This window comes from Rathayibacter sp. AY1C4 (genome assembly GCF_002932195.1).
Classification (GTDB): domain Bacteria; phylum Actinomycetota; class Actinomycetes; order Actinomycetales; family Microbacteriaceae; genus Rathayibacter.
On the sequence record NZ_PSWE01000015.1, the window covers coordinates 55,478 to 77,740 of the forward strand.

The following is a 22,263-nucleotide window of genomic DNA, read 5'->3' on the forward strand; positions in this document are numbered from 1 at the left end:
GGACGATCGGGCCGCGGACCGGCGGCTCAGTCCCCGCGGCGTCGCGACCGGCGGGCCCGCCAGGCCGAGAACGCCCCGGTCGACCAGAGCGCCCAGACCACCAGCAGGGGCTGGAAGACGAGCCGCACCGCGCGCGCCGCGTCCGTCTCGAGGCCGAACGCCGGCGTCCGCGTCACCAGCTGCGAGATGTTCCCCGGGAAGACCGCGACGAAGAACGCGGCCACCACGACTCCCACGATCACGCGCCACCGCACGAGCACGACGAGCGCCAGCCCGAGCGCGATCTCGACGACGCCCGACGCGACGACCACCAGGTCCGGGTCGGCCGGCAGCCACGGCGGGACCTGCGCCTGGAAGGCCTGACGCGCGACCGTCAGGTGCGCCGAGCCGGCCGTGACGAGCACCAGGCCCAGGAGGATGCGGGCGAGAGTGCGCGGAACGGAGCGGCGTCCTCCGTCGGGCGCTGTGGCGGCGGTCATGCCCCCAGTCTGCGCTCGGAGCCCGCTCGCGCCGACCGCGCGCGCGTTCCGGCGGCGCCCCGTATCCTCGTTACCGCCCCGTCCGCAGACCGTGAAACGAGTTCCATGAGCACCCTGCCCCGCCTGATGGCCTTCGACCTCGACGACACCCTCGCCGCCTCGAAGTCCCCCGTCGACCCGGCGATGGCCGACCTCTTCGTGAAGCTGCTCCAGGCCACCGAGGTGTGCATCATCTCGGGCGGCCAGATCGGCCAGTTCCGGATGCAGGTGCTCGACCGCCTCGAGGGCGCCGACCCCGAGGTGCTCGCGAAGCTGCACCTCATGCCCACCTGCGGCACGCAGTACTACCGGTACGAGAACGGCGACTGGGCGCAGATCTACGCCGAGAACCTCACCGAGGACGAGAAGTCGCGCGCGCTCTCCGCCGTCGAGGAGACGGCGAAGGAGCTCGGCTACTGGGAGTCCGAGACCTGGGGCCCGATCCTCGAGGACCGCGACTCGCAGATCACCTTCTCGGCCCTCGGCCAGTCCGCGCCCGTCGAGGTCAAGCAGGCCTGGGACCCGGACGGCGAGAAGAAGAACACCCTCCGCGAGGCAGTGCAGGCCGTGCTCCCCGACCTCGAGGTGCGCTCCGGCGGCTCGACGTCGGTCGACATCACCCGCAAGGGCATCGACAAGGCGTACGGGATGAACAAGCTCACCGAGCTGACTGGCATCCCTCTCGACGACATGATCTTCGTCGGCGACCGCCTCGACCCGGACGGCAACGACTACCCCGTCAAGGCGATGGGCGTCGAGTGCTTCGCCGTCGAGGGCTGGCACGACACCGCCGCGTACCTCCGCTCCTACGGCCTGTAGGCCGCGCCCCGCGAGCCTCTGCCGCGGCGGGGGCGCTGCGGCAGGGCGGCGCCGGGCGGGCGGCGTTCAGCGGTCCTCGTTCAGCGAGCCGGCGGCGGTGCCGCCGAGGGCGAGCCGGAGCCGCTTGGGCAGTCCGGCGACGACGATCGCGTGGGACTCCTCGATCAGCTCCAGCACCAGCCCGGACTCCACCGCCCCGCCCGCATCGACGGTCACCCAGTGCTTCTTGTTCAGGTGGTACCCGGGCTCGATGCCCTCGACCCCCGCGACGAGGTGCACCACGTTCTCGGGCAGCGCCTTGACGCTCACGACGGGGCGCTCGAAGCGCTCCGACTCGAGCGCGAAGACCTTCCCGGCGACCTTCCACACCCGCGTGCCCGGGCCGAACGGGAAGCTCGCCTCCGCCCCCGCGAGCCCCTCGAGGAGCCGCCGTACCGCCGTGTCGTCCATCCGATCATCCTCCCGCACCCGACTGCGCCGGAGGCGGAACGCGCCCGCTCACCGGACCCGACCCGAGTCCCATCGGAGCGGCGCCCGTCGCCGCCGCTCCGGCGCCGAGGTCGGACGACGCGACGGCAGCGTCGGAGGAGCCGGAACGGAGCGGACGTCCTGATGGGTCGATGAGCGACTGCGGATGCGCCGGCGATCCTCCTCTCGCCGCCGGGGATCCGCGAACGAGCCCGCGCCCGGCCGAGGTGAGGCCGATCAGTCGGATCACGACGAGGCCGTGCAGCCGACGGAGACGCTGCACCTGAACGAGGAGGACGCCCTCGGGAGGCGGTCCTGCCCGTGCGCGCCTGGTGACGGAATCACGAAGGCCGCAGAGGCCGTCCTCCGATCGGCCTTGTAGGGGTTCCTCGGGCGGGGAGACGCATCCGGGCAGCCGACACCGGAGCGCCTCATCCGGCCGGACTCACGGCCCGATCGATCCGCCAGGAGAGAGAAGGAACACAAGCGGGAGACGGCTCTGCGCCTCACCTGTCGATCAATCATCTCTCTTGCGGCAGAACAGGGCGACCTCGGAGTGAGGCGGATAGTCGTTCCGCCGCCGTTTCGGAGCCTCTCTCATCTGTCTCGAGATCGTCGAACCCCGTTGCGTGGAATTACTTGGTGTGCAGTAGTCTCAGGCCTGCCGCGGGAAGGACAGCCCTCTCGCGAAATCAATCGTCGCGGAAAAACTCTCGGGACGCTGCGACATGAGCAGTGGATCTTCCGAGGGAACGTCTGCCGTCTACGGCTCAGGTCGTTCGTTGAAGATCCGCAGGCCATTCGTCCAACCAGAGAGGCATATTATGTCGAACACGTCCCCTTCTGATTCGCCCGTTCCGGCTCGCAATGCGGTTCCCGGCCGCCGGACCGTCCTGCAGGCGGCCGCATGGACCACTCCCGTCGTCGTCGCGGCGATCGGTGCGCCGCTCGCCGCCGCATCGGCCCCGGTGACCGTGCGCACGGTCGCTTTCGTCGACCAGGAGGGTGGCGATGCCACTACTTCCTACACGACGAGCAGCTGCAACCCGTTCAACGCCTACCTCCAGGTGAGCGATTCCGGAGTTCCGGCCGCCGCAGGCATCGCGGTGACGGTGACTCTGCCGACCGCGCTGCGCTGGTACGACGGCACGGCCACACCTCGCACGCTGTTCACGGGTGCCGGCGGAAGCCTCCTCCTGGAGGGCTTCAACGGTCTGCGTTTCGCCACCGCCGGAGTCAGCCAGACGGGCACCATCACGGCCACGACAGCAGGCGTGGTGAATCCGGCCCAGCCGACCGTTCCCGTGGCCGATGCGACCACCGCAGCGATCGTGAACGGCACCAGCGGCACCCGCACCTCGACCTTCCGCGGACGTCGCAACAATGTCGAGTCCGAGATGCCGGAAGCTGTCACCACTGTGGTCGATTTCGCAGTCGCGTGGACCGGCGTCGGTGACACGGCTGCGTCTGCGACCTACCTGAGCTACGTCGTCTCCCAGGACGGCGACGTCTACTCGCACACCGCCCCCTCCGGCGGCTTCTACGAGTGGGACACGACGACCCCCATCCGCATCGGCATGACCAGCATCGCGGCGGATGACGGTCTGATCATCGCCGGCGGCGACCGCGGAGCCCGCCTGTTCTCGGCCAGCGGCAGCACGGTGTACGACTGGGACGGCGTCGCGCTCGCGGCCGCGCCCGGAGGCCGCACTGTCCTCGACATCGCCGTGTCGTTCAGCGACGACAGCCTGTGGCGGGTGTCGCTCGTCGCGACCGACGGGACGGCATGGGAGGCGACGAAGACCATCGAGGCCGGAGCGTCTTGGTCGCCGTGGACGCAGGTCCTCGCCACAGTCACCGGGCTGCGTCAGGTCGCCGCCGACACCCAGGTCTTCGGCGCGACGCGTCGCATCTTCGCGACGACGGCCGCTGTGTTCGACCAGGACGGCACCCAGCTCACCGCACTTCCGGCCGGACGCACGGCGAAGGACCTCGGAGTCGAGATCGGCGGCAACTGGATCAACGTGATCGGTGACAACAACCAGTACTACCGCACCCCGTTGAGCAACCCCGGGACGTGGGACAGCAACAGCACCGGCAGCCCCGTCGTCACGATCACGAACGTCACCAGCGTGGCGTCGGCCTCGACGCCGAACATCGGCATCCGCGCGTTCTACGTGGCAGGCGCGGCACTCTGCGGCTGAGCTGATCACCAGGGGGCGCCCTGACGACGGCGCGCCCCCCGAGCAGGACTCGCGGGTCCGGTGACGTCCTCCCCTCGATCACCGAGGGAGGACGTCACCGGACCCGCTCGTGCGAGCGGATGCCTCGCTCACAGGACGACCGGCTCGGGCAGACGGGGACAGGGCCTCGATCCCCGGTCGCGCTCACCGGCCCGAACCCGACACGACCCGAGCGATCCGCGACGTCCTGAACGGAGAGCGGAAGCGCCCCGGGAAGCCGTGACACGGCTCGTCATCGGCTCCGAGCAGCTCCCCGTCGAGGCAGGATCGTCCGCCGGCGAGGCACTCGCCCCCGGAGCGCCCGACCACGGGCGCCTGGCCGCGGCCGTGGCCGGAGCCGATGACCGCAGACGCATGCGCCGATCTCGGCTCCACGCCCAGGAGCACTCCGGCGCAGCACCTGTCCGTCTCGATGAGCACGAGTGTGCCGTCGTCGTTTCCGGCAGCGGAAGCGTCCTGCTCGTCCCTGCCGGCGACGACGTGCCCGCCGTCGGTGCCCGACGATCGTCCGCCGGTCTCCCCTCGCGAGCTCTCGCGGCGCCTCTCCCGAGTCTTCTCCTGCCGTTGCGCGTCACGCCCCATCGACAGCGGCGGGACGCCGCGACACCGCATCAGCACCGGACGCACGAGCGCCGACCGCGCGAGCCGAGAGACCTGAGCCGCCCGACGGATCCGACCCGCCGAACCAACTCGACTCCCCGTGCTCGGGACGTCTCCGCCGCCGACGTCCGAGCGGTCGTCGACGGCGCACAACGGAGGTCCGAGCGCGTCCTCATCGTCGGGGAATAGTCGGAATAGCCGAGAGCATCCCCTAGGAGGGGCCTTTGCGCGGAGCTTCGCTCAGGACGGAGGAGCACGACGCCCGACCACTACGCTGAGGGCAGGTCGCTTATGCGAGAGAACAGCGGTCAGTCGCAGACAGGGCTCACACGGTGAAACTGCAAACACCCACTTCCACGAAGAGCTCTTCCTCCGAGAAGGGCCGGAGCTCCTGGTCCCGAGCAGTGGCCAGAAAACTCGTCATCACCGATGTCCTCGTCATCGTGTTCTCGGTCTTCAGCAGTCAGTTCTTCTGGTTCGGAGTGGAGAGCCGAGAATTGTTCGTGGCCGGCCATCAGCCGGAGATCGCGGGCCTGCTCGCGAACTACTGGATCGTCTCCTCGATGATCGTGGTGCTGTGGGCCGCCCTGTTGAAGTTCTACGCCACACGCGAAGACCGTGTCCTCGGCGGAGAGGTGACGGAGTACAAGCGCATCCTCGATGCGACGCTCCTGCTGTTCGCCGTGATCACGTGCGTCGCCTACCTCGGCCAGATCGGCTTCGCCCGCGGGTACATCATCACCGCGCTCCCGCTCGGCCTCGTCCTGCTCTGGCTCGGACGCGGAGCCTGGAGGGTGTGGCTGCGGCAGCAGCGGAGCGCGGGCCGGTACTCCTCCTCCGTCGTCCTCGTCGGCTCGCCACGGAGCGTCGAGCACATCTACCGCGAGCTCGTCCGCGCCCCCGGGGCCGGGTATCTCGTTGTCGGCGTGTGCATCCCCGAGGATCTGGCCAGCGATCGGGTGAGCGGGTGGGGGGTGCCTGTCTTCGAGAACATCACGGTGGATGCGGTGCCGGGCATCCTGAACCGGACCGGCGCCGATACCGTCATCATCACGAGCAGCGACCACCTGCCACCCGAGCAGATCCGACAGTTGAGCTGGAGTCTCGAGCCGAGGCGCCAGCACCTGGTCATGGCGCCGAGCCTCACCGACATCAGCGGACCGAGGATCCACATGCGCCCGGTGGCGGGCCTTCCTCTCGTGCACATCGAGACACCTCGATTCGAGGGCAGCAAGCAGGCCCGCAAGCGTGCCCTCGACATCGTCGGATCGCTGAGCCTCATCGCCGTGCTGATGCCTCTCATCGCCTCGGTCGCACTGGCCGTCAAGCTGACGAGCTCGGGGCCCCTGTTCTATCGCCAGACGCGGATCGGCATCAACGGCAAGCCCTTCGGCATGATCAAGTTCCGCTCGATGGTGGTGAACGCTCATGATCAGCTCGCCGAGCTGCTCGCCGCTCAGGGAACGTCCGGAACACCACTGTTCAAGATCACTGACGACCCTCGCATCACACCGATCGGACGCTTCATGCGCAAGTACTCGATCGACGAGGTCCCTCAGCTCTTCAACGTGCTGAGAGGCGACATGTCGCTCGTCGGGCCGCGGCCGCAGGTGGCGGGAGAAGTCGAGCTCTACGACGAGGCCGCGCGCCGGCGCCTCAACGTCAAGCCGGGCATGACCGGGCTCTGGCAGGTCAGCGGGCGGTCGACGCTCTCCTGGGAGGACGCCATCCGACTGGATCTCTACTACGTGGAGAACTGGTCGTTCACCGGGGACCTCGCGCTGCTCGCGAGAACCGTGCAGGCCGTCGTCGCCCCCGGAGGCGGCGCCCACTGACGCATCGGGCCACCGCGCGAGCGGCCGGTCCTCACATCTCGGTGACGACCGCGTCGTCGATGCCGACCGTTCCCGCGGCGGGGTCGTTCAGGCCGACGGTCACGCGGAAATGCGACGCCCAGGACGGCGCCTGGCGATCCACGCCGGTCGCGGGTCTTACCCGGAACGGGAGTGCCGCGGCCATCGCCGCCATCGACTGCGTCGTCGAGGAGACGGGCTCCGAGCGGACGGTGACAGGGATGCCGCGGGCGTCACGACCGGAGACGGTGACGAAGGACTCCGAGACGATCATCGACCCGTTCGCAGCGGCCTGTCCGATGACGAGGTCGGCGGCGTAGACCCGCCCGGGTCTGCTGAGCACATCGAACGAGAGACTCGTCTGTCCGGTGCCTGTTTTCCGGACCAGGAGCCGCCCTGACGCGACGGCGAGCGTGGCCGACGGGCTCGCACTCCGAGAGGTGGCGTCCGGAGTGTCCAGGTACGCGTCCGCGACCGTGCCCACATCGAAGGCTCCATCGACGAGCCGGTTCGCGGCGCGGTGGACGAGAACCGAGGTCGGCACGACGGAGGGCTCGTCCAGGATCGAGACGTCCGCCAACCGGACGAGTCCGGTCCCTCCGACGAGGTAGCCCGATGCCGGAGCGACGTTGCGGAAGGAGGTGCTCGTCACGACGATCCCGCCTCCCCAGCTCCTGTGAGCCGTCTCGAAGACTGTGGCCGCCGCCAGCGGGGCGGCGGCGGAGACCGTGCCGCCGTTGATGCTGATCCTGGCCGTCGTCGTCGCAGCGGTGGAGAACGCGCTGACCGTGCTCGCCGGGGTCAGGCGGACGGTCGCAGCGTGCAGCGTGACGGCACCCCCTGAAGCCTCGACCGCGCGATCGCATCCGCTGATGGCCAGCGACGTCGTGTGCAGCTCGCCACTGGTCGACGCGGAGGACAGTCCCGTCGTGCACGAGCGCACAGAACCGCCGACCATCGCGAGATTCGACCCAGGGGCAGTGCCGGCGACCAGGACGCCCGTGCCGCACTCCTCCACGGCCACGTGGAAGAGGCGCAGATGCTCGGCGCCGGGACCGAACCGGACACCCGTCTCGAATCCGATGATCTCCACTCCGTACAGTCCTGCGCCTCGGACGCCTGTCGCCGAGGACAGCTCGAGGCCGACGGATCCAGGAGCCGCTCGGCCGGGACCCGTGAGGCGCAGTCCGCGCAGGCTCACGCGCGTGTGCGGCGCATCATCGGAGGCCTCGGAGGCGGTGAGGACGAGCGCCGATCCCGACACCGCCGTCGCATCGACATCGCCTCCGGCGAACTCCATCGACACACGCGAGAGGTCGATCGTCAAGGGTGCTGTCAGCACGACGGGCTCGGAGACGACCAGGAAGGACTCGGTCGCGAGGGCGTGAGCCGCGTCGAGAGCGGCCCGGAGCCGCTGCTCAGCAGTCGCTCCCGGGAACTCGGTCGAGTCCCGGAAGCCGTCCAGCCGTGCGTCCGGGAAGGCGTTGGCCGCTGTCGCCGGGGGGGCCGTCGCCACCGCCGTCACGGCGCCCGCGCCCGCTGCCGCCGTCAGGCTCAGAAGCGCCCGTCGTCCTCGATCCCGCGATGATGCTCCCATTCCCGAACAGTACGGAGGAAAGGCCGCCGTCACGACCGCCGTTCACACCCCCCGCACGGCGCACACTGCTGCACGATGTCTCACCTTCAGCGCGAGGGCAGCCGGTGGACCACGTCTGCTGTGCTCAGCTCCAGGAGGAAACTGAGCACGTCCTCCTCGAGGACCTCTCGGGGGACGCCGAACTCGTCGGCGAGCCCCGCGAGGATCTCGACGGTCGTGGACGGATGCTCGAGCCTTCTCCAGATCGCGTGCGCCGTGCCCTTCAGCACGAGGGGCACGGGAAACGGCGACAACAGGTTCAGCAGCACCGCCTGCGCGTCGTCCTCGACGAAGGCCAGCTGATCGGATCGCGCCCACACGGCGTGATCCAGAGCTCCCGGATCGACGGTGGTCACGAGTGGGTCGCATTCTCTCGGCGACGGCGTCGACGATCGGCGGCGAGCGAGCGCACGAGCCCGAGGAACGCCCGCAGATCTGACAACGACGGCCGATCGAAGCGGACCATCCCCGTCTCCGCAGCCCTCCGGCGCGCCCGGCGTGTGAGACCGATCACGGTCGTCAGCGCGGACACGATCAGCACGATGCGCCGCTTCCCTGTGGCCTCGACGAAGGCGAGCGCCCAGTGATAGCTGGACCGCCCCGTTCCGGCCACCCGCAGATCCCACAACCGGCGCTCGTGCACGGCCAGGTCGTCCGGCACGTCCAGCCCGAGGGCGTGGAGCACCGGGCGGAGGGGGTAGGCGCTGCGGGTGCTCTCGACGAGCAGGAGCAGCGCCTCCCGGTCCGATTCGCTCGCGCCCCTGAGGAACCCGATGACCGACTCGAGCTCGGACGTGCTCCGGGCAAGGAGGGGATCCTTCAGCGCGTGGAGCGCGACGACGACCGCGCCCGCGACCGGGGAGGGCACAGCGACCCTCCTGTGCGCGATCGTCACGGTCCGGTGCGACGTCCACAGCACGTCGAGGACTTCCTCCGGCTCTGCGAAGAATCCGGGGTAGCGGTCGTGCACGTCGATGTCGCAGGTCCACTGCGGATGGAACAGGGTCACGGAGTGCACCGGGTACGCGCGCGGGGCCGGGCGGTCGGGCCGGGGGATCCATCCGCGCTCGGCCAGCAGGTCGACGAGGCGCTGGACGTCCGCCGGGTGGACGAGCACGTCGACATCGCTGGACACGCGTCTCGTGCGGATGCCCTGTGCATGGGCGGTGGGCCCCTTGATGAACAGGGCGCGGAGCCCGTGCGTGGAGGAGAGGTGCGCGGTGAGGGCGTGTGCGAGGTGTACCGCATCATCGAGGGAGAGCTCGGTCGTCGCGGGTGCGGAGCTCACCGTCGATCCGACAACTGCCGGTGCCGACCGGTGGACGGCGCCGGACGCACCGCCATGGATCGCGACACCGCCGCTGCCCGTCGCTCCGAGTCGAGGCCGGACCGGGCGATCGAGGTCGTCGCCGGCAGCGGCTCGGAGGCGAGCGATGCGGCGTACGCCAGCGCGATCCACACGGTCAAGGCGGTCCACGCGGGGGCGGAGGCCAGAGCGACGGCGAGGAAGACCCCCAGACCCAGTGCCGTCCCGTTGCGCCGATATCCCCGCACGATCAGCATCACGAGGAGGACGGCGAAGAGGGCCAGGGCGATCACTCCGGTCTCGGCAGCGAGCTGGGCGTAGACGTTGTTCGCGAGACCGCGAGAGGCGCCGTTCGAGGTGAGCCCCGCCACCGCCTGGGAGTAGTCGGTCCTCCACACGCCGAACCGGCCGGGTCCGACTCCGAACAGCGGATTGTCCGCGGCCATGGTGAAGCCCGTGCTCGACGACTGGGATCGGACGTTCAGCGAGCGGGTGCCGACGTCGACGGCGCCTGTGCCCAGTCCGAGCTTCGAGAGCTGCGCGAGGACGAAGCGCTGCAGGGCGGGAACGAGCAGGACGATCATCGCGCCCAGCGCGCCGACGCTGAAGATCTGCACTCCCACTCCCCGCTGGGGGCGGAGCGTCGCCGTGAGGACCGCCGCAGAGACGGTCGCGATCAGTGCCGACGTCGACTGCGAGTAGACGAGGCAGGCGACGGCGGCGGCGATTCCGATGCGGTCGCGACGGCGCAGGCAGGCGAACAGCGCGATCCCGGCGAAGAAACCGAGGTAGTTCCCCTCGAGGAACGGGCCGTTCCTCGGCAGGCTGACGCCGAAGGTCGCCCCCATCTGAATCGTCGAGTTGAGGAGAGCGGGCAGCGGGACCCCGGCGAGGTGGAGGGCCAGCTGGATCGCGCAGAAGACGAAAGCGAGGCGGACGGCGATCGAGAGAGCCCGCTCCATGTCCTGGAATCCCAGTCGGTGGCCGACGTACCACCAGACCGCGAGGGCCAGCAGAGCGTATCCGCAGTAGAGGATCATGTCGTTGGTGAAGCCCAGGTCATAGCCGTAGGCGGCTGGAACCTCGGGTTGCTTGAACAGGAATGCCCAGATCGTCGCCAGAACGACCAGCGCACCGAGCCCCAGCACGATCTCCCGTCCCACCGGCGTGTACCGGTCCTTCTGGACGGTGATCACGGAGAAGCCGATGGCCAGGATGACGGCGATCTCGGTGATCTTCAGCGGAGAGCCGACCTGAATGGTGAGCGCCTGCTGGAACGGCATGAAGACGATGGCGAGGAACAGAAGCCGCTGGACGACATCCAGACGCGCCGCGCCCTCTCGCGTCGTCGCGGTCGCAGCGCCCCCTCGAGCCATCGCGCGCCTCATCTCCGACGTGATCGATCATCGATCGTCTCCTGCAGCAGCTCCGTTCAGCTCTGTAGGACTACAGACTAACCACGGTCCCGGTCCCCCGGAGGTGGTCCCCTTTCGACCTCATACCGTCGGCCGGGAGCACATAGGATCGCTCACGGAGTCATGCCGACGGACCGCGTGGTCGGTGAGGGATCCTGTCCGATGGACATCGACAGGGACCGGAGCCTTCCACGGCTCGGCCAAGCCGGAAGGGCGCGAACGGTTGACAAGCGGATCCACACTCGCTGAGGACTGGCGCGAAGGCGAGCGCACGATCGTGCACGTGACGGAGAGCTTCGGCGCAGGTACCGCGTCGGCGATCAGCGACTACGTAGCGGCCACGCCCGCCTTCCAGCACAGGCTCGTGTATTCACCGCGGGAGGACTCTCCGGTACCGGAGAGCGCCTTCGCGTCGTTCGCAGGCGTGACGGCGCTGCCGACAGGGCACGTCGCCCGAGTCCGCGCTCTGCGAACGGTTCTGGCCGGAATGCCGGGCGCTGTCGTGCACGCGCACTCCAGCTTCGGCGGAGCGTACGCGCGCCTCGCGGTCCGGGCGGGCCGGCGACGTCCGATCGTCTACACGCCGCACTGCTACGGCTTCGAGCGCCGAGACCTCCCGCTGCCCGCCCGGGCGGCGTTCCGGGTCTTCGAGGGCGTCCTCGCCTTCAACACCACCGTGTTCGCCGCCTGCTCAGCTCGCGAGGCCCGTCTGAGCCGGTGGCCGTTCAGCCGGGCGGAGGTCGTGCACGTCCCCAACTCGGTGCCCGCCTCGCTCCCGCCCGCCACTCGCCCCGGCGGGCCGAGGCCTCTCCGCCTCGTCGGCGCCGGTCGGCTCTCGACGCACAAGGATCCCCGATTCTTCGCCGAGGCCGTGGAGGCCGTGCGCGCCGCCGGCCATTCCGTCGACGCGACGTGGATCGGCGGAGGCGAGGGGCGTCACCGCACCGCCCTCGACCAGGCCGGCGTCCACGTCACCGGCTGGCTCAGCCGCGACGAGGCGCTCCGCCGACTGGGCGATGCCGACGTGTACCTGCACAGCGCGCAGTGGGAGGGGATGCCGATGGCCGTTCTGGAGGCGCACGGCATGGGGCTGGCCCTCGTCGTGCGGGACATCCCCGCCTTCGATCGCCTCGGCCTGCCCCTGGTCGCGCACTCCCCCCACGATGTGGCGTCGTACTGGGGCGATCTGGAGGACCCGGCGGCCCGTTCCCGTCTCGTCGCCGCCGCCGAGCACGCCCTCGCCCTGAACACCGTGCAGCACCAGTCGCAGATGCTCGAGCGGCTCTACCTCGGCCTGCTGCCGACCGCCCCTCGGAGGAGGAAGCCATGACGACAGTGCTCGTCTCCGCCCGTGTCCTCGACAGACAGGTCGGCGGCAACACCCGATACGCCCGCACCGTCTACAGCGGGCTCGCCGGACACGGCGTGCAGCACGTGCTGTCCCGACCTCCGATCGAGGGGGGCCGAGCCCGCAGCGCCGTCTACGGCGCCTATGAGGGACTCGTACTGCCGAGGCTCCGCCCCTCCGGGATCGACGTCCTCCACTTCCCCGCGGACACGGGGCCGCTGGTTCCGAGCCGCCTCCCGATCGTCGGCACGATCCACGGGCTGGCGACACTCCACGTGGACGATGTGCGCAGCCGGAGCTCCGACCGGTTGTGGCGCCAGCGCGTCGCGCGTCTCGCAGCACTCTCGACCACGATCATCACGGTCTCCGATTCCTCCGCCCGGGACATCGCGACTGTCGCACCCGACGCCGCCGGGAAGATCGTCACCATCCCGCACGGGATCGACCACGACACGTTCAACACCCGCTCCACCGACCAGGACTCCGTCGCGCTCGACGAGCTGGGGATCGACGGCCCGTACTTCCTCTACGCGGGCAACCTCGACCCCCGCAAGAACATCATCGAGCTGTGCCGAGCCGCCTCGAAGGTCTTCGACGAGACGGGGGTGCCGCTCCTGGTGTCCGGCGCTCCGGCGTGGGAGAGCGACGCGATCCTCGAGGCGGTCCGCGGAACCCGCGGCGTGCGCTACCTCGGCCGCGTACCGGATGAGGCGCTCGTCCCGCTGCTCCGGGGAGCGCTCGCCTTCTGCTTCCCCTCCACCTACGAGGGCTTCGGCTTCCCGGTCGTCGAGGCCATGGCGTGCGGCGTTCCCGTCATCTGCAGCGATCGCGGGTCGCTCGCCGAGGTGGCGGGCGGCGCGGCGCTGACGCTCACCGACATCGGCGCGACGGCGATCGCCGATCACATGCGCGAGATCGTCGCCGATCCGTCCCTCCGCAACGACCTGCGGAGCCGGGGTCTGATCAACGCTCGACGATTCCACTGGTCGGACTCCATCGCAGCGCATGCTCGCGTCTTCGAGGAGGCCGCGCGGTGAGGGTCACGATCGTCCACGCCTACAGCACCACCAACTCCGGCGACGGCCTGCTCGTCGAGGAGGCGCGGGAGCTGGTCCTCTCGGCCCTGCCGACGGCGGAGATCACGCTCGTCGCCCTCGATCCCGCGAGCTTCGACGAGGAGCTCTACGAGCGTGTCCTGCACCCCCTCACCGGCCGTGCCGGCAGCATCGGCAGCCTCGAGACGCTGCGACGCGGCGGGGTCGCGCTGCTCTCCGGCCGCCGGAGCGCCGGCTACGCGCGGGCGATCGCCGGGTCCGACCTCGTCGTCGGCGTCGGGGGCGGCTACCTCCGCACCAAGAATCCCGTCGAAGTCGTCAAGATGATGTGCACCAACTTCGTCCAGATGCCCCGGCGCGGCGACCGCGTTCCGTTCGTCTACCTTCCGCAGAGCATCGGGCCGCTCAATCTCGGGACCCGCCGTGTGATCGCGGCGCGACTGGCCCGCGCCGTCGGGGTCTTCGCCCGGGACGACCGCTCCGTCGAGGAGCTGTCCGGCCTCGCGAACGTGCACCGCGCTCCCGACATGGCCCTTCTGGGCCTCCCCGACGAGTTCGATCCGAGGACCGTCGTGCGGGCCGGAGCTCCCGGGCCCGTCGGGATCGTCGCCCGCGCGCTGTCCTCGAGCCGGTCGCGACGTGCCGCCTACGAGTCGCGGATCGACGCCCTCGCGCGCGATCCGGAGTCGGAGCTGCTCGCTCAAGCCACCGCTCGCGGCAACAACGATCCGCAGTTCTACGAGCGGCTCGGCCACGAAGGGCCTTTCCGCCTGCTCCGCGACGCGGTCGGCAGCGGAGTCGCGGATCGGCCGGCGGTCGTGGTCTCGGTCCGGCTGCACGGCAGCATCCAGACCATCCGCAGCGGCGTTCCGAGTGTCCATCTGAGCTACGAGCGGAAGGGCTGGGGTGCCTACGACGACCTCGGGATCGACCGGTTCGTGCACAACGCCTTCGACGCCGATCTCTCGCTCATCCGCGACCAGATCGCTGAACTGCGGGAGGACCCGTCCGACTACTGGAGGCGCGTCGGAGACTCCGTGTCGGCGCTGCGGATGCAGCGAGGACGACTCGTCGACCTCCTCGTCGACGCCTCCGGACCGGTCGGGCGCCCGTGAAGATCGTCTTCGCGAGCCACACCGCCGAGGTCGGGGTCTTCCGAGTGGGGAGCCACCACCTGGCTCGCGAGCTCTCGCGCCTCGGGAACACGGTGACGCACGTCTCGACGCCGTCCTCGCTCCTGCACGCGGGGCGCCTGCGGGACGCCACCGTGCGGGCCCGCTTCGGTCTTGCGCTGCGAGGTCCACGCACGGACGCGGCGGGCGTCGTGCACGCCGAACCGCTCACCGTCGCCCCACTGGGATCGCTCCCGGCGCGGATGCGGACGCCGTCTCTGCGGGTGCCGCTGCGGCCCTGGCGGGCGCCCAGTGGGGCGATGCGTCCTGATGTCCTCATCGTCGACCAGCCCCTGATGGGCGTGCCGCTCCTCGAGCTCCTGCAGCCGAAGCGTGTCGTCTACCGGCCCACGGACGCTCATTTCGAACCGGGGATGCGGGCGGCGGAGATCGAGCTCCTCGAGCGGGCGGACGCTCTCGTCGCCACGTCGGAGCCGGTGCTGCGCGCGGTCTCCGAGGGAGTGGCCGCGCCGGAGCGCACGCTGGTCCTCGAGAACGGAGTCGAGTACGAGCGGTTCCACGGTCTCGGTGCCGAGCGTGCGGGAGTCGTCTACCTCGGGGCGCTCGACCGCCGCTTCGACTGGGGAGGAGTCCGGATGCTCGCCTCGGCGTTCCCTGACGTCCCCTTCCGACTCGCCGGTCCGCTCCCGAAGAACGTGGAGACGCTGCCCGCGAACGTGGAGCTGCTCGGCGCCGTGCCCTACTCCCGGGCGCCCGCGCTGCTGAAGAGCGCCCGCGTCGGGCTGCTCCCGCTCTCGGACGACCCGGGCAACGCGGGTCGCAGCCCGATGAAGTACTTCGAGTACCTCGCCGCCGGCCTCAGGATCGTCTCGTCCGCCTCCCCTGCACTGCGAGCCCGCTCCGCCCCCGGCGTCTGGCTCTACGACGACCCTGCGGGCGCAGAGAACGGGCTGCGGTCCGCGCTGGAGGCTGCGGCGTCGGGACCCAACCGGGAGGGCTCGGTCTACGCGGAGCAGTACGGCTGGCACCGTCGCGCCGCCGACCTCGCACAGCTGCTCGACGCGGTGCTGGCGGCACCGCGCCGAGTGCGGCGCTGACGGCCCGTCCTCAGCGCCGCCAGCGGTCGATCGGGAAGGCGTCCAGCAGGGGCGCCGGATCCCACGCAGCCAGCGGGCGTCTAGGAGTGCAGCCGGATCCGCGTCGCGTGAGCCACGGCGGAGTCGAGATCATCGAAGAGGGTGTACTCCGACCCGGTCCGTCCTGTCCCCTCGAAGTAGTCCTGGTACGTGAACGGCGGCTCGGCGCTGAACGCCTCATTCGACTCCCTGCGGCTCGTTCATCGATTCAGCTCGGAATGCCGGAGGAAGCGGGGGTCTGCGCGGAGGCGAGCGAGCGTCGCCGCTCTCCTCCCCTTCCCGCCTCGTCCTCGACCTCGGCCTGCAGCGACGAGCGCCTCGTACACGGCGCCGTGCAGCGCTCCCACGAGGGAACGCTCGCGCTTGGACAGGTCGGGTCGCTCCCTCTCTCCGTGCCGGCGCGCTCGCTCGAGGCCCGCCTCCAACGCCGCCGGCGACACGAGGCCGTCGAACAGCTCCACCCAGCAGCTCCCGACCTCCGCGGCGAGGGCCCGCGTCGATCCGGTCGCCGGGACCAGGATCGTCTTCCGCGCGCCGAGGGCGAGCAGCGCGGCTCCGGAGTTGTAGAGGTACTTGTACGGCAGGGTGACGAGGTCCGCGCCTGCCAGGAGCTCGTCCAGCTCGGCGTCGTCGATGTGGCCGAGCCGCAGGTGGACGCGACCGTCGGCTCCGACCGCTCTGCGCACCTCGTCGGCGTACTCGGGGACAGCGGCCGCGCCGGCGATGACGAGTTCGCCGTCGGTGAGTGCGCTGAAGGCCGCGATCAGCTCCTCGAGTCCCTTGTAGGGCCGGATCTGCCCGAAGAACAGGATGCGCCGACCCGCTTCACGGGGGCCCGGGACAGAGGCCGACTCCGGATAGGCGCCGTGCAGGACGACGACTCCCCGGTCCAGGTCGTTCTCGTCGGACTCGTTCAGATAGATGCGGACGTCCGTGAGCCGGTCCAGCCAGCGCGCGAGGAGAGTCTCGACGGCACTGCCCGATTCGTGCGGTCGGAGGTTGTGCATCGTCACGACGACCGGCGTCCCCAACGCGAGCAGCCGGGCGATGAGCCCGAAGGCGAGGGCGGACTTCAGCCAGCGGCGCGGGCCGCGCGGGGCACGGAAGAGGTACTCCGGCCAGTGCACGTGGAAGACGTCGTAGCGCCCGAGAAGGGCACGTCGCCAGGTGAACGCGACCGGTTCCACCGACGCCGGGAACGAACCGACGAGCAGCTCGATGTAGGGGTTGCTCGAGCCGGAGAAGTCCTTCACGGAGAAGAGTGCCCGGATCATTCGCGTGCTTCTCCTTCGTTCGTCTCTTCGGCGGACCGCCCCGGGCACCACGAGACGATCTGGGAGAGGGCACCACGGCCTGTGATCGGACCGCGACACGCCCGCTTCGGCGACGGAGCGGACGACCTCGGCCGGCGAGGGATGGTCTGACGCTACCAGTCGGGTTTCTCGAGGTCCGTCACCCGCCGCCCCCGTCAGAGTTCGGTGATGACGATCTCCGAGAAGCGAGTCACTCCTGCTGTCACCGATCCGAAGGTGAACCGCAGCCGGAAGTGCGTCGCCCACGCAGGAGCGACCCGGTTCCAGGTCGTCTGCTGATAGGTCTTGCGGAAGGGAGCCTGCGCGTTCGCGCCGGCGAGGTCGAGATTCGACACCGGGCGAGCGCTGCTCCGAGCGACGATCGGGATCCCCGACGAGGACACGCCGGTCACGGCGACGAAGGATTCGGACACGTACATCGTGCCCGTCGACGTGGATCCCGCGATGGTGAAGTCGACGCCGTACAGCAGCCCCGCTGTGACGGGGACGTCGATGGAGACCGCCGGACCGGGACCGCCGGCCACTCGGGTCATCAGCAGCTGGTTGCCGCTGGTGGTCAGCGTCATGGACGGGCTGGTGGTGCGGCTCGTCGCGTCGGCGCCGTTGAGGAACGCGTCGACGGGCGCTGCGAGAGAGAAGTTCCCGTCGACGAGCTTGTTCGCCGCCTTCGAATGCAGAATCGACCCCTGCCCCGAACCGCTGCCGTTCCCGTCCGAGGTGACGTGCTGGCTGATACGGACCTTCGCAGTGCCACCGGCGAGATATCCCGATTTCATCTGCGTATTGAACATCGACAGTTGATGGACCTGGATTCCGCCGCCCCACCCTCCTGCAGTGGTCTCGAAGAGGTAGTTGGCCACCGGGACCTGATGGAAGAAGAGGTGTCCGCCTGAGATCGAGATCTGCGCAGCTGTACTCGACCCGGTGACGAACTGCGAGAGCGTGGAGTTCGCGCCGCTCTCGTTGATCTCGATATGCGGCTGGTGCAGGATCACCCGACCCGCGTCGACCTTCACGGCCTGCACGCAGAAGTCGATCGACGTCGAGACGAAGTGCAGCTCGCCGTTCGGGTTGGCGTTGTAGACGCCGAGGGTGCTGGTGCCGATACCACCGCCGATGAACTTGATGTTCTCGCCGTAGTTGACTCTGCCTGCGGGCATGGAAACGGCCGTCCTGCAGCGGAAGATGTGGAAGTTGTAGAAGCTGATCAGGAACGCATCGTTCTCGAAGGACACGCCGGTCCCGAAGCCCGAGATCTCCAGGCCCCAGAGTCCGAGCCCGCGCGTGGTGGCGGCAGTCGTGCTGTCGGTGTTGAACAGGATTCCGGTGCTGGCCGTCGCGGACGCTCCCGGCCCCAGCAGACGGAGTCCGGTGATCGCCGCCCTGTTGTTGGGGTAGCCGGACGTGGCACTGCCGATCACCGTGAGAGCAGGACCGCTGGTGATGGCGGTCGCATTCAGCGGACCGCAGGTGAACTCGAGCGAGATGTACGAGGAGTCGATCACGAGGGTGCGCGTGATCTTGAAGCTCTTCGAGATCGTCAACGTGACCTCTTGGCGAGCGGCGACGAAATAGTCGATCGCGGCGCGGAGCTTGTCCTCGTCAGTGGTCCCGGCGAATTCGAGGTAGTTGTGGATTCCGTTGACGCGGGTCGCAGGTATAGTCTCGTCCGCGGCTTCCGCGGCGGGTGCGACGACGACGGCGGCCGCGGCCGCGGCCCCTCCGTAGCGGAGGAACGTGCGGCGGGATCCGGGTCCTGTTTCGAGAGTCGTCGTCATCTCCTCATGCTCGGATCATCCCGCCATCGGCTGTCGACAGCCGCACCCCCCGACCGCGGAGGGAAGCAGAGGAGACTCTGTCGTTTTCCTGGAACGACGACGCGGATCCATGGTTCCGCCCCTAGAAGGGGGGCCCAAGGTGCGGATCCTTCTTCACGAGCGGCCGCTCTCACAGGATTTCAGGATCAGCAGCTTGCCGAACGCCAGCACCTGATAGACCACCGCCAGAGTCCACTCGCTCACCCGCCGCGGCTCGTCGACCGAGCCGACCGAGAACGGTGTGCGCAGGCAGCGAGACGCGATCGTGCGGACCCGGGTCACATGCGGAGTGGAGGTCATCAGTGCCACCGAGGTCCAGTCGTACTCCGAGGAGAGCGTGTTCAGCTCGGAGATCTCACCGCCCGTAGTGAACGGGGAGGGAGTGAAGCAGACGACTCTGACCTCCTCGCCGGCATCGCATTCGGCTCGGGCGAACGAACCGTTCTCCAGGCGCGGAGTCGAGAGCACGAGGGTGACATCCCGGTGCTCCTCGAGCAGAGCGAGCGCACGGCCGACCCTGCGATCAGTAGCAGGACCCAGCACCACGAGCGCATCGGCTCCCCCCACGGGATCGAGAACGGGGCGGACGAAGAGGGGCACCGCCACCGCGGCGAGCAGTGCGACGGCGAGGAGGACGGCGAGCCACGTGCGCCAGAGGATCCGCAGTGAGCGTGCGGCGGATCGATTCGGGACGACTCGTCGGAGGATCGTGCCGACCAGCGCCCCGACCGCCGTGCCCGCGAGAACCGAGAGGAGGCCGTACAGCACGCCACCGACCGACGGCGGAGTGACGATCATCTCGACGGTCGACGCCCCCTCGAGCAGCGCGAGCACTCCGAGTGCGGGGACGAAGGGTCGACGGCTGCTCGCCGCCACCAGCGCGGCTGCCGCCGCTGCAGCCGGTGAGGCGAGAGCGCAGACTGCGATCCCTTCTCCACCCAGGGCGTGGACGAGACCAGTCGGATCATGGGAGCGGGCGATCCGGACGAACTGCCGCGAGGAGTCCGATCCGAAGGGATCGGCGCAGACGAGCAGGAGCAGAAAGGCGAGGACCGCCGTGGTCCCGGCGACCCGCAGGCGCCACCGGCTCACCGGAGCCTCCCCGGCCGACCGTGTCACGCCCAGCAGCCCGCCTCCGCGGACGCGAGGCGATCGCGCTCGCGTGCGCGCCTGAGGACGGGAAGGACGGGGAGGTCCGAGAAGAGCGTCACAGGAGCGAACACTACCCAGGGGAAGGGACGAGGAGGACCTGAGCGGTCGGGCTTCCGCCGGATCCTCGCCGGCGGGTGGCACGCCGACAGGAGACGATGCGCAGGACTGCGGGTGGACGGGATCGCGACTCCGCCTCAAGCCCTCCGGGTCGGCCTCCGAGCCCGACGCCCCCGGGACCGCGTCCCCGGCGCCGCCTAGTCGTTGCCGAGGATGACGATAGCGGCAGTGGGGGGAAGCGCGTCCTCGTGATAGCGCTCGATCTCGTCGATGGCGATCGGGTCGGCCTGCTGGAGGAACTGGGTGAGGCGGGTGACCTCCTCGGTCTCGCCGATGGAGTCGGCGGCGCGGCGGAGGGCGTAGAGGGCGAGGAGGAAACCGCGGTTGGGTCCGTGGCGCCACGGGATGGGACCCTGGCCGCGCCAGCCGGCGGATCGCAGGAGGTCCAGACCGCGGTGGTAGCCGACGCGGGCGTAGGCGTAGGAGGGGAGGGCCGCGTCGATGCCCCAGACGCTGTCGGCGAGCAGTGCCCAGGCCAGCGGGGAGCGCGGGTGGGCGGCGGCGAGGGCGGCGAATTCGACGGCTCCCGGGTTCGCGTGCTTCGCGAGGGCCGCGGTGACCGCGGGCTCGTCGGGGAGGAGGGTCGGTTCGGGGCCCAGCAGGTTCTCGCCACTCATGCCTCCCAGGCTATCCCGCTCGGGGCTGTGCGGGTCCGGGGTCCGGCCGTCCGGCGCACGACGGTCGTCCCTCCACAGGGGCGTCAGCGGAGGGAGCCGGGCGGTTCGCCGGTCGTCGCCGTCGTGCGCGGGGGTGCCGCCGATAGCATCGACCCATGGCGACGAACCGCAGTGAAGTCGAGGCCTGGCTCACGGACATGGACGGCGTGCTGGTGCACGAGAACAAGGCGCTCCCCGGCGCGCCCGAGCTGATCCAGGAGTGGACCGATTCGGGCACCCCGTTCCTGGTGCTGACGAACAACTCGATCTTCACGCCGCGGGATCTGGCGGCGCGGCTGCGCGGGTCGGGGCTGCACGTGCCGGAGGAGCGGATCTGGACGAGCGCTCTGGCGACGGCGGACTTCTGCGCGTCGCAGAAGCCGGGCGGGAGCGCGTTCGTGATCGGCGAGGCGGGGATCACCACCGCGCTGCACGAGGCGGGCTTCATCATGACGGAGACGGCGCCGGACTACGTGGTCGTGGGCGAGACCCGCAACTACAGCTTCGAGGCGATCACGAAGGCGATCCGCCTGATCGTCGCGGGTGCGCGCTTCATCGTCACCAATCCCGATGCGACGGGGCCGAGCGCCGAGGGCGTGCTCCCGGCGACGGGGGCTATCGCGGCGCTCATCACGAAGGCGACGGGCAAGGATCCGTACGTCGTCGGCAAGCCGAACCCGATGATGTTCCGCTCGGCGATGAACAAGATCGGCGCGCACAGCGAGAACACCGGGATGATCGGCGACCGGATGGACACCGACATCGTCGCGGGCATCGAGGCGGGCCTGCACACCGTGCTGGTGCTGACGGGGATCAGCGACGAGGCCGAGATCGAGCGCTACCCGTTCCGCCCGGACGAGGTGCTGAGCGGGGTGCACGAGCTCCTGTCGTCGGAGCCGCTGGAGTCGGAGTTCCCGCCGGATTCAGCGGTCTGAGTCCCGGCAGCGGGCCGGGCGCCGGTTCCTGACACGGCACCGCGGCTCGCGGGGGTCAGAAGCGGACGTGCTGCAGCACCCAGGCGTGCATCGCGACGGCTGCCGCCGCCGAGGCGTTGATCGACCGGGTCGAGCCGAACTGCGTGATCTCGAGCACGGCCTCCGAGGCGGCGATCGCCTCCTCCGAGAGGCCGGGTCCCTCCTGCCCGAACAGCAGGAGGCAGCGCTCGGGGAGCCGGTAGGTCTCGAGCGGCACGCAGCCGGGGACGTTGTCGACGGCGAGGAGTGGCACGTCCGCCTCCGCGGCCCACTGCGCGAGGTCGGCCACCGTCTCGTGGTGCTGGACGTGCTGGTAGCGGTCGGTGACCATCGCGCCGCGCTTGTTCCAGCGCCGCCGGCCGACGATGTGGACGCCCTCCGCGCCGAACGCATTGGCGCTGCGGACGATCGAGCCGATGTTCATGTCGTGCTGCCAGTTCTCGATCGCGACGTGGAACGGGTGCCGCGTGCGGTCGAGCTCCGCGACGATCGCGTCCATCCGCCAGTAGCGGAAGCGGTCGACCACGTTGCGCGCGTCGCCGCGCTCCAGCAGCTCCGGGTCGAGGCGGTCGTCCTCGGGCCGCTCGCCCTGCCAGGGGCCGACGCCGTTCGTGGTGAGCTCCACGGAGGCGGTGGGTCCGGTCGCGGGGGTCGCCTCGTTCTCCTGCACGACGAGCGATCCTACTGGGCGCTCCGCGGCTCGG

The 22,263-nt window shown here is 69.9% G+C and carries 19 protein-coding genes; 8 read left to right on the forward strand and 11 right to left on the reverse strand.

Annotation, left to right across the window (positions count from 1 at the left end):
• Positions 1-26: 26 nt before the first annotated feature.
• Positions 27-479 (reverse strand): DoxX family membrane protein, encoded by a 453-nt coding sequence (locus C5C99_RS09445; RefSeq protein WP_104250678.1) that lies wholly within the window; start codon positions 477-479, stop codon positions 27-29.
• 105 nt (positions 480-584) lie between these two features.
• Here C5C99_RS09445 and C5C99_RS09450 point away from each other — a divergent pair, with 105 nt between their 5' ends.
• Positions 585-1,337, forward strand: coding sequence for an HAD-IIB family hydrolase (locus tag C5C99_RS09450; protein WP_104340000.1), 753 nt, complete (start codon positions 585-587; stop codon positions 1,335-1,337).
• Positions 1,338-1,403: 66 nt separating this feature from the next.
• Here C5C99_RS09450 and C5C99_RS09455 read toward each other — a convergent pair whose 3' ends face one another.
• Positions 1,404-1,787: an MmcQ/YjbR family DNA-binding protein gene (locus tag C5C99_RS09455; protein ID WP_104222787.1), complete on the reverse strand. Its 384-nt coding sequence runs from the start codon at positions 1,785-1,787 to the stop codon at positions 1,404-1,406.
• Positions 1,788-2,629: 842 nt separating this feature from the next.
• On the opposite strand from C5C99_RS09455, the gene C5C99_RS09460 reads away from it, so the two are divergent.
• Complete coding sequence (locus C5C99_RS09460) at positions 2,630-4,009, forward strand: hypothetical protein (protein ID WP_146078822.1); 1,380 nt, start codon at positions 2,630-2,632, stop codon at positions 4,007-4,009.
• A 1,043-nt stretch (positions 4,010-5,052) separates the two neighbouring features.
• Positions 5,053-6,483, forward strand: a complete 1,431-nt coding sequence (locus tag C5C99_RS09470; protein WP_258059309.1) for a sugar transferase — start codon at positions 5,053-5,055, stop codon at positions 6,481-6,483.
• A 31-nt stretch (positions 6,484-6,514) separates the two neighbouring features.
• Here C5C99_RS09470 and C5C99_RS09475 read toward each other — a convergent pair whose 3' ends face one another.
• From C5C99_RS09475 to C5C99_RS09490, 4 genes are all read right to left on the reverse strand, one after another.
• Positions 6,515-8,017 carry a hypothetical protein gene (locus C5C99_RS09475; protein WP_146076940.1) on the reverse strand — a complete coding sequence of 501 codons (1,503 nt, stop codon included), beginning with the start codon at positions 8,015-8,017 and terminating at the stop codon, positions 6,515-6,517.
• Positions 8,018-8,184: 167 nt separating this feature from the next.
• Positions 8,185-8,493 (reverse strand): PqqD family protein, encoded by a 309-nt coding sequence (locus tag C5C99_RS17125; protein ID WP_181027179.1) that lies wholly within the window; start codon positions 8,491-8,493, stop codon positions 8,185-8,187.
• Positions 8,490-9,425 (reverse strand): nucleotidyltransferase family protein, encoded by a 936-nt coding sequence (locus C5C99_RS16795; RefSeq protein WP_181027180.1) that lies wholly within the window; start codon positions 9,423-9,425, stop codon positions 8,490-8,492. Before C5C99_RS16795 ends, C5C99_RS17125 begins: the two co-directional genes overlap by 4 nt.
• Positions 9,422-10,819 (reverse strand): O-antigen ligase, encoded by a 1,398-nt coding sequence (locus tag C5C99_RS09490; RefSeq protein WP_181074575.1) that lies wholly within the window; start codon positions 10,817-10,819, stop codon positions 9,422-9,424. The genes C5C99_RS16795 and C5C99_RS09490 overlap by 4 nt, the downstream gene beginning before the upstream one ends.
• Here C5C99_RS09490 and C5C99_RS09495 point away from each other — a divergent pair.
• The 4 genes from C5C99_RS09495 to C5C99_RS09510 are packed head-to-tail and all read left to right on the forward strand — an operon-like array spanning position 10,734 to position 15,491.
• Positions 10,734-12,188, forward strand: coding sequence for a glycosyltransferase family 4 protein (locus tag C5C99_RS09495; RefSeq protein ID WP_258059310.1), 1,455 nt, complete (start codon positions 10,734-10,736; stop codon positions 12,186-12,188). The genes C5C99_RS09490 and C5C99_RS09495 overlap by 86 nt on opposite strands.
• Positions 12,185-13,243, forward strand: coding sequence for a glycosyltransferase family 1 protein (locus C5C99_RS09500; RefSeq protein WP_104340002.1), 1,059 nt, complete (start codon positions 12,185-12,187; stop codon positions 13,241-13,243). Before C5C99_RS09495 ends, C5C99_RS09500 begins: the two co-directional genes overlap by 4 nt.
• Complete coding sequence (locus tag C5C99_RS09505; protein WP_181074576.1) at positions 13,240-14,376, forward strand: polysaccharide pyruvyl transferase family protein; 1,137 nt, start codon at positions 13,240-13,242, stop codon at positions 14,374-14,376. The genes C5C99_RS09500 and C5C99_RS09505 overlap by 4 nt, the downstream gene beginning before the upstream one ends.
• Positions 14,373-15,491, forward strand: a complete 1,119-nt coding sequence (locus C5C99_RS09510) for a glycosyltransferase (RefSeq protein WP_104262618.1) — start codon at positions 14,373-14,375, stop codon at positions 15,489-15,491. Before C5C99_RS09505 ends, C5C99_RS09510 begins: the two co-directional genes overlap by 4 nt.
• Positions 15,492-15,730: 239 nt before the next feature.
• On the opposite strand, the gene C5C99_RS09515 is transcribed toward C5C99_RS09510, so the two are convergent.
• The 4 genes from C5C99_RS09515 to C5C99_RS09530 all read right to left on the reverse strand — a co-directional run bounded on the left by C5C99_RS09515 (position 15,731) and on the right by C5C99_RS09530 (position 20,546).
• Positions 15,731-16,804, reverse strand: a complete 1,074-nt coding sequence (locus C5C99_RS09515; protein WP_104340003.1) for a glycosyltransferase — start codon at positions 16,802-16,804, stop codon at positions 15,731-15,733.
• 194 nt (positions 16,805-16,998) lie between these two features.
• The gene (locus C5C99_RS09520) at positions 16,999-18,621 is read right to left on the reverse strand and encodes a twin-arginine translocation signal domain-containing protein (RefSeq protein ID WP_104340004.1); all 1,623 of its coding nucleotides are present in this window, start codon (positions 18,619-18,621) and stop codon (positions 16,999-17,001) included.
• 153 nt (positions 18,622-18,774) lie between these two features.
• On the reverse strand, positions 18,775-19,752 hold the full coding sequence (locus tag C5C99_RS09525) for an ElyC/SanA/YdcF family protein (RefSeq protein ID WP_104340005.1): 978 nt from the start codon (positions 19,750-19,752) through the stop codon (positions 18,775-18,777).
• Between the two features lie 314 nt (positions 19,753-20,066).
• Positions 20,067-20,546: a DUF3151 domain-containing protein gene (locus tag C5C99_RS09530; protein WP_104225720.1), complete on the reverse strand. Its 480-nt coding sequence runs from the start codon at positions 20,544-20,546 to the stop codon at positions 20,067-20,069.
• Positions 20,547-20,701: 155 nt separating this feature from the next.
• Here C5C99_RS09530 and C5C99_RS09535 point away from each other — a divergent pair, with 155 nt between their 5' ends.
• Complete coding sequence (locus tag C5C99_RS09535; protein WP_104225721.1) at positions 20,702-21,520, forward strand: HAD-IIA family hydrolase; 819 nt, start codon at positions 20,702-20,704, stop codon at positions 21,518-21,520.
• Between the two features lie 55 nt (positions 21,521-21,575).
• On the opposite strand, the gene C5C99_RS17525 is transcribed toward C5C99_RS09535, so the two are convergent.
• Positions 21,576-22,229: a TrmH family RNA methyltransferase gene (locus tag C5C99_RS17525; RefSeq protein ID WP_104222802.1), complete on the reverse strand. Its 654-nt coding sequence runs from the start codon at positions 22,227-22,229 to the stop codon at positions 21,576-21,578.
• Between the last annotated feature and the right edge of the window lie 34 nt (positions 22,230-22,263).

Coding starts and splice junctions, on each gene's coding strand:
- C5C99_RS09445 (WP_104250678.1), bottom strand. CDS start 479: ATGACCGCCGCCACAGCGCCCGACGGAGGACGCCGCTCCGTTCCGCGC.
- C5C99_RS09450 (WP_104340000.1), top strand. CDS start 585: ATGAGCACCCTGCCCCGCCTGATGGCCTTCGACCTCGACGACACCCTC.
- C5C99_RS09455 (WP_104222787.1), bottom strand. CDS start 1,787: ATGGACGACACGGCGGTACGGCGGCTCCTCGAGGGGCTCGCGGGGGCG.
- C5C99_RS09460 (WP_146078822.1), top strand. CDS start 2,630: ATGTCGAACACGTCCCCTTCTGATTCGCCCGTTCCGGCTCGCAATGCG.
- C5C99_RS09495 (WP_258059310.1), top strand. CDS start 10,734: ATGGCGAGGAACAGAAGCCGCTGGACGACATCCAGACGCGCCGCGCCC.
- C5C99_RS09490 (WP_181074575.1), bottom strand. CDS start 10,819: ATGGCTCGAGGGGGCGCTGCGACCGCGACGACGCGAGAGGGCGCGGCG.
- C5C99_RS09500 (WP_104340002.1), top strand. CDS start 12,185: ATGACGACAGTGCTCGTCTCCGCCCGTGTCCTCGACAGACAGGTCGGC.
- C5C99_RS09515 (WP_104340003.1), bottom strand. CDS start 16,804: ATGATCCGGGCACTCTTCTCCGTGAAGGACTTCTCCGGCTCGAGCAAC.
- C5C99_RS09520 (WP_104340004.1), bottom strand. CDS start 18,621: ATGACGACGACTCTCGAAACAGGACCCGGATCCCGCCGCACGTTCCTC.
- C5C99_RS09530 (WP_104225720.1), bottom strand. CDS start 20,546: ATGAGTGGCGAGAACCTGCTGGGCCCCGAACCGACCCTCCTCCCCGAC.
- C5C99_RS09535 (WP_104225721.1), top strand. CDS start 20,702: ATGGCGACGAACCGCAGTGAAGTCGAGGCCTGGCTCACGGACATGGAC.